This is a genomic window from Pusillimonas sp. NJUB218 (genome assembly GCF_003788685.1).
In the GTDB taxonomy this organism is placed as follows: Bacteria; Pseudomonadota; Gammaproteobacteria; order Burkholderiales; family Burkholderiaceae_B; genus Neopusillimonas.
Map to the genome: position 1 here is coordinate 249,257 of NZ_NQMK01000002.1, position 12,172 is coordinate 261,428.

The window sequence follows — 12,172 nt, forward strand, 5'->3', positions numbered from 1 at the left end:
CTATGCAAGATCCGTCGGATCGGCCATCGTCGGCCAGTACACGCGAACCAACGCAGGTCGGTTCGGCTAACGCTGGCCAGCCTGGCTTTGTCGAGCGTGTCATGCCCGGGCTGCATGCGCTTTTGCATTACAACCGGGCCTGGCTTAAAAGCGATATTGTCGCCGGCTTGGTGCTGGTGACTATTCTGGTACCGGTGGGTATTGCTTATTCGGCGGCGGCAGGTTTGCCCGGCGTTTACGGTTTGTATGCCACCATAATCCCGCTGTTTGTCTACGCCTTGTTTGGGCCGAGTCGTATTCTGGTGCTGGGACCCGATTCTGCGTTGGCGGCAGTAATTTTTGCCGTGGTTGTCCCGTTGTCTGGCGGCGATCCTGCCAAGGCCGTGGCATTGGCAGGGGCTATGGCTATCGCCGCGGGTGTCACCTCGTTGCTTGCCGGCTTCATCAAACTGGGGTTCGTGACCGATCTGTTGTCCAAACCCATACGCTATGGCTACATGAACGGCATTGCGATTGTGGTCATGGTCAGCCAGGCGCCCACGTTGTTCGGCTTCACTGTCGATGCCGACAATATCATCGGCAAGTTTCTCGGCTTTGTCGCAGGGGTGGCTCAGGGTAAAACGCATTGGCCTACGCTGGCCATTGGGGCCGGGGCGTTGGCGCTCATTGCCCTGTTGCGTCGCAACTTGCGTATTTCAGGCATTTTGGTGGCTGTATTGGCCGCTATGCTAACGGTCGGTTTATTCGATCTCGACCAGCACGGTATCGCCGTATTGGGGGCATTACCCCAAGGTTTCCCTGCGTTCACTGTGCCGCTTATTCCTTTGACCGATCTTTTTCAGGTGGCCATCGGGGGTGCCGTTGCTGCTGTGCTGGCCTTTTCGGAAACCAGCGTGCTGTCGCGCACGTACGCCATGAAAACCGGTGACCCGGTTAACCCGGATAAAGAAATGATTGGTCTTGGGGCGGCCAATTTGGTCACTGGCTTTTTTCAGGGTTTTCCGGTTAGCAGCAGCGCATCGCGCACGCCGGTTGCCGATGCCGCCGGCGCCAAAACCCAACTGGCTTGCGTTGTGGGTGCGTTTGTCGTTTTGCTGCTGATTGTTTTTGGGCCCAATCTGCTGAAGACCTTGCCCGATGCAGTGTTGGCCGCTGTGGTGATTGCATCCATGGTCGGGCTGATGGATTTGAAAAGTCTGGTTCGTATCTATCGTATGCGTCCGGCCGAGTTCTGGCTTTCGGTAGGGTGCTCGGCAGGTGTAATTGTGCTGGGTACCATTGAAGGTATCGGGTTGGCTGTGGTTATCGCGTTGGTGGCTTTTGTATGGGAAAGCTGGCGGCCTTATTCGGCCATTTTGTCGCGTGTAGATGGTCTGAAGGGCTATCACGACATTAGCCGGTACCCGCAAGGACGCCGAATTCCCGGTCTGGTCTTGTTCCGTTGGGACGCGCCTTTGTTTTTTGCCAATGCCGAACTGTTTTCTATGCGGGTGCTCAATGCGATTGAGTCCTCACCTACGCCTACACGTTGGTTGATCGTGGCGGCCGAACCAGTGACCAGTGTCGATGTGACGGCTGCCGATGTATTGTCTGAACTTAAAGAAAGGTTGGACGCACGAGGCATCGTGCTGGCGTTTGCCGAAATGAAAGACCCGGTGAAAGACGACCTGAAAGCCTTAGGGTTGTTTTCCAGGTTCGAAAAAGATCATTTTTTTCCGACCTTGGGGCAGGCGGTGAACGGGTATCTTGAAGAAAACGGTGTGTCCTGGACAGACTGGGATGAAGACCGTCCTGCAGGTGAGGGGCCGGTTTAAGTTAGGCGCCATGTACCGGCAGGGGGGGCGTATGCCCCCCTTGTCCGGCGTACCGCTCTCGTTATTGCGCCATGGCCCGGATACGGGCACGCAGGGCCGCTTTGCGGCCGATAGGCAAGAAAGACGCCACAATACTGTTGTCGGCCAGTTGCGCTAATTCGCTGCGCGACAGTTTCAAGGATTTTGCGACCGCACGGTAGTTGTCGGCCACATAACCGCCAAAGTAGGCCGGGTCGTCGGCATTGATCGTGACCAGTACGCCTTGACGCAAAAAACGCGCCAGATTGTGCTCGGCCATGTCGTCGACCACGCATAACTTCAGGTTCGACAGCGGGCACACCGTAAGCGGGATTTGCTCGTCAATTAAGCGCTGCATGAGTACCGGGTCTTCTTCGCTGCGCACGCCATGGTCAATGCGCTGGACGTGCAACAAGTCGAGTGCGTCGGACACATACTGCGCGGGGCCTTCTTCGCCGGCATGAGCAACCAGCTGGAAGCCCAGATCTTTGCAGCGCTGGAAAACACGTGCGAATTTTTCAGGCGGATTGCCCACTTCGGCAGAGTCCAGACCAATAGCGACCCAGACGTCGTCGTAGGCTTGGCGCAGGGGCAAAGCGGCCTCGAGTGTTTCGAAGGCCGACGCTTCAGACAGATGTCGCAGAAAGCTCATGATCAGGTAGCCGCTCAGCCCCGTGTCGCGCTGCATATCGCGTACTGCGTTGGCAATACCGGCAAAGACAGTTTCGATTGCGATGCCGCGTTCGGTATGAGTCTGCGGGTCGAACATGATTTCGGCATGACAGACGCCGTCGGCGTGGGCGCGTTTCAAGTACGCCATCGTCATGTCGTAAAAGTCTTGCTCGGTGATCAGAACACTGGCACCGGCGTAATACAGGTCAAGAAACGATTGCAGGTCGGTAAAGGCATAAGCGTCCCGCAGTGACTGAACCGAGTCATAGGGCAGCGAAACGTTGTTGCGCTGGGCCAGTTCGAAGATCAGTTCGGGCTCAAGCGTGCCTTCGATGTGCAGGTGCAGCTCTGCCTTGGGCAGGGCTACGATGTAATCGTCGAGGTCGGCGTGAGGAATCATGTGTTTTCTCTGTTGTTATCGCGTTCTAAAAAATCGGGCGCTTAGCGGCGAAAGCGCCACGCTGCCATGGCAACCATAACCCATGCAGCAATAAATGCAACGCCACCAATAGGCGTAACCGCACCAAGCGTTCGGATGCCGGTCAGCGCCAGTATATAAAGGCTGCCGCTAAAAATAATGACGCCGGCAAACATGACCAGGCCGGCGGCCAGCAACAGTTTTGATGCAAAGTGGGGGGCAAGGGCGGCAACGCCCAACATACCCAGCCCATGTATCATTTGATACAGTACGGCTGTTTGCCATACCGCCAGCATGTCGGCAGATAGCCAGGCTTTTAGGCCATGCGCACCAAACGCGCCTGCGCCCACGCCAGTCATCAGGCAAAGGGCGGCCAATAAAACAAGGTGACGGTCACTCATGGTTTCTCTCCTGCAATTGTCGTTATGTTAACCGCGAGGCGTGCTTCGCGCAGGCAGGCTCGGCCTGTATTGTCGGTCGCTCGTGCCCTGGTGCGGTTGCCTAAAAAGCTGACGCGCGCCGTTTTGTGGGTTGGCCTGCTTGCTCTTACCGCCTGCTCACCGCAGCCGGTCAATAGTCCATATCCCGAACAGCAACTTTCTGAAAACGTTTTGTATACGGCGTTTTCCCAGCGTTCGCCTAAGTATCTCGACCCGGCAAGCTCTTACTCGACCGACGAAACGCCGTTTACCTATTCGATTTACGAGCCCTTGTATGGCTATCACTACCTAAAACGGCCCTACGAACTGATACCGCGTACGGCAGTCGATATTGCCACCCCGCTGTACTTCGACGCTAATGATCAGCCGCTGCCTCCCGACGCCCCAGGCGAGGCTATTGCCTACAGCGTGTACAACATCAGTCTGCAGTCGGGCATTAGGTTTCAGCCGCACCCTGCCTTTGCGCGTGATACCGACGGCAGCTACCTTTATTGGCCATTGTCTGCAGACGGTCTGAAAGACCGCTACGCCGTTACCGACTTCGAAGTAACAGCAACGCGTGAACTGACGGCGCATGACTACGTGTACGCGATTCGGCGCTTGGCCAGCCCGCGCGTGGTCTCGCCGGCTTTTGGCGTGTTGTCGTCTCATATAGTGGGGCTTACCGATTACGCGGCTCGGTTGAAACAGGCAGATGCTGCCTTGAAGGCCGAGCAGGGTGACGGCGCCTGGCTTGATTTGCGTGCTCATGGATTTGACGGCGTTAAGGCGCTTGATGACCGCACGTTGCAAATTCGGGTCAAGGGCAAGTATCCGCAATTTAAATATTGGCTGGCCATGACGTTTACGGCGCCGGTACCCTGGGAAGCCGACCGGTTCTATCACCAGCCAGGCATGGCGCAACATAATTTGTCCTTGAACACCTGGCCGGTCGGTACCGGTCCTTATATGTTGGTTGAGTCCATTCAAAATCGTCGGCACGTCATGGCGCGTAACCCCAATTTCAGGGGTGAACCCTACCCGTGCGAAGGTACGCCAAAAGATAAAAAATCCGGCTTGCTGGCCGACTGCGGTCAAATGACGCCGTTTATCGATCGCATCGAGTTCTCGCTCGAAAAAGAAAGCGTTCCGCTGATGGGTAAGTTTTTGCAAGGCTATTACGACATTCCCGAGGCTGACGGCGGCAACTACGGCGTGGCCATGCGGGTTGCGGCCAGCGATTCGGCAGAGAAGGCTGCGCTTTATGCCGATCACGGGTTGCAGTTGTTGGCCTCAACCGAGGCGCAAATTACGTATCTTGGTTTTAACTGGCTGGATCCGGTGGTGGGGCAGGGCGATACCCCCGAACAGCAAGAAAAGAACCGAAAGCTGCGGCAGGCCATCAGCATCGCGTTTGACTGGGAACAGTTCATCTCTATTTTTCTGAACGACCAGGGTGAGGTTGCTTATGGCCCAGTGCCGCCTGGCATCGCCGGTTATGAAGGTTTGCCCCAAGGGTTGAATCACCAGGTTTATCGGTGGGAAGACGGGCGTGCTGTTCGCCGCAGTCTTGACGAGGCGCGTCGGTTACTGGCCGAGGCCGGCTACCCCGATGGCCGACATGTCGATACGGGCGAACCGCTGGTGTTGTATTTCGATTCGTCCGCGGGGATGGGCTCCAATGCCACCCTCGACTGGATGCGCCGTCAACTTAAGGCGCTGAACATCGAGCTGGAAATTCGGGCTACCGATTACAACCGCTTTCAAGACAAAATGCGGCAAGGTACGGCGCAGATGTTCATGTGGGGATGGGTGGCCGATTACCCTGATGCCGAGAACTTTCTGTTTTTGCTCTACGGGGGCAACGCCAAGGCAAAAACTGGCGGGGAAAACGCCTCAAACTACCAAAACCCACGCTACGACGCACTTTTTCGGCAAATGCGGTTTCTTGACGACGGCCCTGAGAAAGATCGTCTGGTACAAGAAATGATCAAAATAGCCCAAGAGGACATGCCCTGGATGTTTGGCTTTTATCCGATGTCGGGCGGGGCTTATCAGGCCTGGGTGGCCAACGCCAAGCCCACGCAAATGGTACGTAACACCCTGCAGTACCTGAAGCTTGAGCCGCATACGCGCGCCGATCGCGTTGCGCAATGGAACCGGCCGGTGTGGTGGCCGCTTTGGTTGGGTTTGTTGGTGCTGGCCCTGGGGGTTTGGCCAGCTTGGCGCGTGCTTAAGCGTCGCGAGCAGGCGACTGCCCTCGGAGACCCAAAATGACTGCATATATTATCCGGCGTCTGCTTTACGGCGTGGCTGTTTTAATTGGCGTCAACCTGCTGACTTTTGTGTTGTTTTTTGCTGTGAATACGCCTGACGATATGGCGCGGCTGGCCATTGGCGGGCAGCGCGTCAGCGCCGACGCTGTTGAAAAATGGAAAGTCGATCGCGGTTACGACAAGCCGCTGTTTTACAACCCCGCCGCGTCCGGCATCGATAAGGTGACCGATACGATTTTCTATGAAAGGTCGGTACCGCTGCTTCGGTTCGATTTCGGGTTTTCGGATGCGGGTCGCGACATAGGCTACGAGATCAAGCAGCGGATGGGGCCGAGTCTTGCTCTGGCGCTGCCCAGTTTTTTTCTAGGGCTGATCGCCAGCGTCGCCTTTGCGCTGTTGCTGGTGTTTTTCAGGGCAACCCGATTCGATTTTGCGGGCGTGGTGCTGTGCGTCGTCATGTTGTCCATTTCGGGGCTCTTCTACATCATTGCCGGGCAATGGCTGTTTGCCAAAGTGCTGCGTTGGGTACCTTATTCAGGCTATCTCGATGGCCTCGAAAGTTTGCGGTTTCTGGTGTTGCCGGTGTTGGTGGCGGTTCTTTCTGGCCTGGGCAGCGAGGCCCGTTTTTATCGCACGCTCTTCCTCGAGGAAATCGGCAAGGACTACGTCCGCACGGCGCGCGCCAAGGGGTTGTCCGAACGCATCGTGCTGTTTCGCCATGTGTTGCGTAATGCCTCCCTGCCCATCCTGACGGGGACGGTGTCTGCTATTCCGCTGTTGTTCATGGGCAGTCTTATTGCGGAATCTTTTTTCGGTATTCCGGGCTTGGGTAGCTACACCATAGACGCCATCAACGCGCAAGACTTTTCAATTGTGCGTGCCATGGTTTTCCTGGGATCAGCCCTTTATATTGCCGGGCTGTTGCTGGCTGACATTTCTTATACCCTGGTCGATCCCCGGGTTCGATTCGAGTAACGCTATGCCGGAATTCGTTTTTCTGTTCACCGATATTTTTATCGTGTTGTTGTTTGCGGCAATGCTGGCCTACGGCTTTCATGTGCGACGCAGTGCCGCATTGCGTGCGGCCTGGCGTAACGTGGGGCAGTCTTCAGCAGCTATGTGTGCGGCCGTCGTGCTCTTTTGCTTTGCCTTGGTGGCGTTACTTGACTCCATTCATTACCGTCCGGTGCTGCCCGCCGAACCCGGTCAGCCCGATCAAGCCGTTGTCTATTCACCGGTCGTTCGGTCGGCGCTCGACGACCTGTTGTCGTATACGCAAATGGCGCAGCCCGAAAAGACTTATTCTGCGCCGCTTGCTATACGGCAATTTACCAAAGAGACTCAGTTGCTTGACGGCCAACCCGTGCGTGACTTTCCGCGCCTGGCTCATGCGGGTCTGTCGCTGTCGTCAGATTCGGGGCATACAGCTGATGTGCTGCAACGCAGTTTGCTTGGGGTTGGCGTAGGCCTGTGCCTTGCGTTGGGGCTGGCGGGGTTGCTGACGCTTGTCGCGTTGCGTGGCGGGCGTCATGCCAGGCAAGCATTTGATTACTGGTGGCAAGGGCAGACGCAATTGCCGTGGCGAGCGATGTGGATCATGACGGCCATACTGCTAATGCTGTTTGGTTTGGTTGTGTCTCTAAGCCTTGACTACCATGTGTTGGGCACCGATCGTACGGGCAACGACGTTTTGCGTCAGGCGCTCAAAAGCATTCGGACGGCGCTGGTTATCGGTACATTGACGACGCTGTCCATGTTGCCGCCGGCCTTGGTGTTTGGCCTTTCGGCAGGGTATTTCAAGGGGCGTGTCGACGACGTCATCCAGTACATTTACACCACACTGACGTCGATTCCCGGTGTGCTGCTTATTGCTGCCTGCGTGCTGATGATGCAGGTGTATATCGACACCAACCCAGATGCCTTTCCCACGGTAGCGGCGCGGGCCGACTTGCGACTGTTTTTGTTGTGCCTGATTCTTGGGCTCACCGGCTGGGCTGGCTTGTGCCGTTTGCTTCGTGCCGAGGCCCTGAAGTTGCGCGAACTAGAATACGTTCAGGCGGCGCGGGCGTTTGGCGTCAGTCACTGGCGCATCATGTTTCGTCACCTTCTGCCCAACGTTATGCATATTGTTCTAATTACGATGGTGCTGCAGTTCTCGGGGCTGGTGCTTTACGAAGCTGTTCTTTCTTATCTGGGTATCGGTGTCGACCCTAGCATGGCGTCGTTCGGTACGATGATCGATGCGTCGCGTCTTGAAATGTCGCGCGACCCAATGATTTGGTGGAATCTGTTGGCCGCCTTTGCGTTTATGCTGGCCTTGGTGCTTGCTGCCAATATTTTTGCCGATGCCGTGCAACAGGCGTTTGACCCGCGTATGCGCCGGTTCAAGCCTGTGCGCAAGTTGAAGGCGTTGGTGAATTCCGGGGGGCGCTCATGATGACAACTGTTCAGTTGGCTCAAGATCCGGCGCTGACGGTTGAAGCCTTGTCGGTGCGATTGCAGTCCGAGGCCGGGGTTAATGATGCGGTGCGGTCATTAAGTTTGGCCATCGACAAAGGCCAGACCTTTGCCTTAGTGGGCGAGTCCGGTTGCGGAAAAAGCATGACGGCGTTGGCGCTGATGCGTTTGCTGCCCGAAGCGGGGCAGGTCATGGGTGGCCGTGTGTGGGTTGGTGAGCAAGAGCTCAACGCCCTGCCCGAGGCGCAGATGCGTCGGGTGCGGGGTGGGCGTTTGGCTATGGTGTTTCAAGAGCCCTCTACCAGCTTGAACCCGGTCATGACTGTTGGGCGGCAAATTCTCGAAACGCTACATACACACACACAATATCGCGGTCATGCAGCCCGTCAACGTGCCATTTACTGGCTGTCGAAGGTGGGTATCCCAGACCCCGAGCGCCGTATCGATGATTATCCGTTTCAGTTTTCGGGGGGGCAGAAGCAGCGCATCATGATTGCGATTGCCCTGGCGGCCGAGCCCGATGTCTTGATTGCCGACGAACCGACGACTGCGCTTGATGTAACGGTTCAAGGGCAAATTCTACGGCTTCTGGCCGATATTCAGAAAGAAATGGGGCTTGGGATTCTGCTGATCACGCACGATCTGGCCATCGTGAAAAGCGTCGCCGATCATGTCGCCTTGATGCGAGCCGGCGAAATTCTCGAAACCCGCACGGCTGCCGAGTTCTTTGCCGACCCGCGACACCCCTATGCACGTGCCCTGCTGGCCGCAGTGCCTTCGTTCGCCAAGCGCGGGCACTCACTGGTGCCATCTGTCGACGCAACGACGCTCGTTGCAGGCATCGACGGTAGTGCTTCGATTCCTCACCCGACGCAGGCTGCCAAAGTTTTGCACACGCCCCAGATTCATCCGGCGTTCAAGTCCGCGCTTGCTTCGGCGCCGGTAGTGCTGTCGGTTCAAAATTTAGGCGTCAGCTATCCGCAGCGCAGCGGTATTTTGAGGCGTATTACAGGGCATACGCGTGTCGTCGACGACCTTTCGTTCGAGCTGCGTGCGGGAGAGACGCTGGCCTTGTTGGGTGAGTCGGGCTGCGGCAAGACAACGACGGCCAAGGCGTTATTAAGGCTACTCGACAAGCAGGCCATCATCACCGGCCAGGCGTTGCTTGAGGGCGAATCGTTATTCGATGTCGGGGGCGCGAAGCTCAAGGCTATGCGGCGGCGACTGCAAATTGTGTTTCAAGACCCCTACGCGTCGCTCGACCCCCGCATGTTGGTGTGCGATATTCTCGAAGAAGGGGTGGCTGCGTTAAGGCCTGACCGTTCGGCGGCCGACCGGCGTGCCCACGTCGGGCAGCTCCTGGAAAGGGTCGGTCTGCCGGCAAACACGGTAAATCGCTATCCACATGAGTTTTCGGGCGGGCAGCGTCAGCGCATTGCCATTGCGCGTGCTTTGGCTGTCGAGCCTGCAGTTTTGGTCTGCGATGAGCCTACCTCGGCCCTCGATGTCTCTGTGCAGGCACAACTTATACAGTTACTGCAAGATTTGCAGGCTGAGTTCAATATGGCCTATCTGTTCATCACCCATAATTTTGGGGTGGTCGAATACTTGTCCGACCGGATCGCGATTATGCAGGGTGGACGCATCGTAGAAATCGGTGAGACGGCGGCGCTGCTCGAGTCGCCCAAACATGCAGAAACGCAACGCTTATTGGCGGCAGTACCCCGTCTTTAAGGCCTGCAGGGCTTATAATGGGGGTCTATGGCACTTAAAGTATTCGACCTTCAATGTGAGCTGGGCCACGTCTTCGAGGGCTGGTTTGGTTCTGATGACAACTACGAGTCACAACTGGCGCGTGGGCTTTTGACATGCCCGGTTTGCAACAGTAAACAGGTTGCCAAAAAACTGACGGCTTCGCGTATTAATCGTGGGCGCTCACGCGTTCAGGCGCCCAACCCGCCTGCCGAGGCTTCTACGGCCGCGTCTGTCGCGCCATCGCACCCGGCCCGCAGCGCCGAGTTGGCCGCGCCGGCTATGTCTCAGCTGGCGGCGTTGCAAGCCGAGGTCATGCACAAGGTGCGCGACATCATTCGCAATACCGAAAACGTCGGCCCTCGTTTTGCCGAAGAGGCCCTGCGGATGCATCATGGCGAGGTCGAAGAGCGTGCCATTCGGGGTACGGCTACTCCCGAAGAGCGTGAAGCGCTGGCCGAAGAGGGGGTAACGGTCTTGCCAGTGCCCGATTACCTCGACGACGATCGCATGCAATAAAAAAACGGGCCTTGGCCCGTTTTTTTATTGCGCTAGCACATGTGCTTTACATCACGCGGCTGCGGTACTCGCCTGTGCGGGTATCGATTTCGATTTTGTCGCCAATGTTGCAAAACAGCGGTACGCTGATTTCTTTACCTGTATTGATCTTGGCTGGCTTAAGCACTTTGCCCGATGTGTCGCCCTTGACGGCCGGTTCGGTGTAAGTGATTTCACGAACAATAATAGTGGGCAATTCAACCGAGATCGCACGGCCTTCGTAGAATACGACCTCAACAGTCATGCCTTCTTCAAGGTAGTCCAGTGCATCGCCCATGCTGTCGGATTCAACTTCGTATTGGTTGTACTCTTCGTCCATGAAGGCGTACATGGGGTCGGCAAAATACGAATAGGTGCATTCTTTTTTCTCGAGCATGACGATTTCGAATTTTTCGTCGGCTTTATAAACCGATTCGCTGCCCGAACCTGACAACAGGTTTTTGAACTTCAGTTTGACAACCGCCGAGTTACGGCCCGATTTATTGTATTCGGCCTTCTGGACAACCAGCGGCTCGCCACTTACCATTACGACGTTACCTACGCGCAGTTCTTGTGCGGTTTTCATTAGAAAAACTCCGGGAAATAGTGTGCTTAAAGCCGGCCTTCCGGGCCAAAAGCGTTAATACAAAGCCCACTATTTTAACGTGTTTAGCAATTTTTCGCGCAAAACGTCGTCAGGTTGGTGGCTAAGTCGGGTTGTTGTGCCAGGCTGTCCGTTCGGCGTGCAGCAGCTGCCACCCAGTCGTTCCATGCCGGGTACTGCAGCACGGCATCCAGGTGTCGTCTTGCGGCAGCGTCTTCTTTTTTGTTCCAGGCCATCATCAATTGCCCGACGGCGTCGGGGTAGCCGCTCTGCGCAAGCCACGCCTGCAGTTTAATCAGGTGTGTGTCGTCTTCCTGTTCGTAAATGTGCCATACCAGTGGTTTGCCCGCCCATAGCGCGCGCACCAAAGAGTCCTCACCCCTGACGAAATTCAGGTCGCTGCTCCACAGCAGACGGTCAAAGCCTGCCTGGTCTACAAATGGGATTTCAACGACACGAACATGGGGCGTGGCCACGTTGATGATGTTTGGGTGCATGCCTTGGGGCACCAGCACCACCCAGGGTGACTGCGTAGCCTCGAGCGCATGGATCAGAGCCGTTGCGGGCGCGCCCGGATAGCCGAACAGCAAGGCTTGCCGCCAGCCTGCCTGGAGTCCGGCAATGACATCGGCCGGCACCTGCAGTGCGGCCAATAGTGCGGCGCGCTGACGGGCATCAGCTTGCCAGGCATCACGTTGCGCCAGCAAGTCGCGTTCTCGCAGCAGGCCGCCCGTGTTAGACGTGAACCCTGGATAGAAGAAAAACTTGCGCAGGCCGTTCGATTGCAGTGAGGGCACGGCATGAAAAGATTCGACCCAGGCTTCGGCGCTTAAGTATTCCAGGTTAATCCACAAGCTGCCTTTGGCTTTCATCGCTTCGACAAAAGTTTCGGGCGGGTCGCAGCTGAACGCTTCGATGACTACGTCACCGGGTTCACGCAGTGGTGCAGGGGTTGTCCAATGAACTACCTTGATGTTGTGCGTCAGCGATTGAACCGGCTGGACGCCAACCGAGGCCTCGATACGCTGGAATCGATGAATGTCATCTACCCATAGCGTGACCTGATGCCCGTCGGGTGCATCGGCCAGTTGGCGCGCCAGGCGCCAGCACACACCGATGTCACCGAAGTTGTCGATAACCCGGCAGAAAATATCAAAATGCATGGCAAAGTTGGCGAAGCGCGGTGGCGTGGGGTGCCACCGCCT

The 12,172-nt window shown here is 56.6% G+C and carries 10 protein-coding genes; 6 read left to right on the top strand and 4 right to left on the bottom strand.

The genetic code is table 11. The features are described 5' to 3' along the window. The first annotated feature begins 2 nt into the window (after nt 1-2). Nucleotides 3-1,814 carry a SulP family inorganic anion transporter gene (locus CHR62_RS03775; protein ID WP_123660077.1) on the top strand — a complete coding sequence of 604 codons (1,812 nt, stop codon included), beginning with the start codon at nt 3-5 and terminating at the stop codon, nt 1,812-1,814. A 61-nt stretch (nt 1,815-1,875) separates the two neighbouring features. Here the strand turns inward: CHR62_RS03775 and CHR62_RS03780 are convergent, their stop codons facing one another. Continuing rightward, the gene (locus tag CHR62_RS03780) at nt 1,876-2,904 is read right to left on the bottom strand and encodes an adenosine deaminase (RefSeq protein ID WP_093970735.1); all 1,029 of its coding nucleotides are present in this window, start codon (nt 2,902-2,904) and stop codon (nt 1,876-1,878) included. 41 nt (nt 2,905-2,945) lie between these two features. Next, nucleotides 2,946-3,323, bottom strand: a complete 378-nt coding sequence (locus tag CHR62_RS03785; RefSeq protein ID WP_093970736.1) for a DUF423 domain-containing protein — start codon at nt 3,321-3,323, stop codon at nt 2,946-2,948. 90 nt (nt 3,324-3,413) lie between these two features. On the opposite strand from CHR62_RS03785, the gene CHR62_RS03790 reads away from it, so the two are divergent. The 5 genes from CHR62_RS03790 to CHR62_RS03810 are packed head-to-tail and all read left to right on the top strand — an operon-like array spanning nt 3,414 to nt 10,345. Then, nucleotides 3,414-5,618 carry an ABC transporter substrate-binding protein gene (locus tag CHR62_RS03790; protein WP_370318040.1) on the top strand — a complete coding sequence of 735 codons (2,205 nt, stop codon included), beginning with the start codon at nt 3,414-3,416 and terminating at the stop codon, nt 5,616-5,618. Further along, nucleotides 5,615-6,592 (top strand): ABC transporter permease, encoded by a 978-nt coding sequence (locus CHR62_RS03795; protein ID WP_123660078.1) that lies wholly within the window; start codon nt 5,615-5,617, stop codon nt 6,590-6,592. Before CHR62_RS03790 ends, CHR62_RS03795 begins: the two co-directional genes overlap by 4 nt. Before the next feature lie 4 nt (nt 6,593-6,596). Further along, nucleotides 6,597-8,054 (top strand): ABC transporter permease, encoded by a 1,458-nt coding sequence (locus CHR62_RS03800; protein WP_123660079.1) that lies wholly within the window; start codon nt 6,597-6,599, stop codon nt 8,052-8,054. Further along, nucleotides 8,051-9,808, top strand: a complete 1,758-nt coding sequence (locus tag CHR62_RS03805) for an ABC transporter ATP-binding protein (RefSeq protein ID WP_233574856.1) — start codon at nt 8,051-8,053, stop codon at nt 9,806-9,808. Before CHR62_RS03800 ends, CHR62_RS03805 begins: the two co-directional genes overlap by 4 nt. Nucleotides 9,809-9,835: 27 nt before the next feature. Beyond that, nucleotides 9,836-10,345, top strand: a complete 510-nt coding sequence (locus CHR62_RS03810) for a DUF1178 family protein (protein WP_123660080.1) — start codon at nt 9,836-9,838, stop codon at nt 10,343-10,345. A gap of 46 nt (nt 10,346-10,391) precedes the next feature. Here the strand turns inward: CHR62_RS03810 and efp are convergent, their stop codons facing one another. Together efp and earP are read right to left on the bottom strand one after the other, a co-directional pair. Then, on the bottom strand, nt 10,392-10,949 hold the full coding sequence (gene efp, locus CHR62_RS03815; RefSeq protein WP_093970741.1) for an elongation factor P: 558 nt from the start codon (nt 10,947-10,949) through the stop codon (nt 10,392-10,394). A gap of 83 nt (nt 10,950-11,032) precedes the next feature. Beyond that, on the bottom strand, nt 11,033-12,130 hold the full coding sequence (gene earP / locus CHR62_RS03820) for an elongation factor P maturation arginine rhamnosyltransferase EarP (protein WP_123660081.1): 1,098 nt from the start codon (nt 12,128-12,130) through the stop codon (nt 11,033-11,035). Nucleotides 12,131-12,172: the final 42 nt, after the last annotated feature.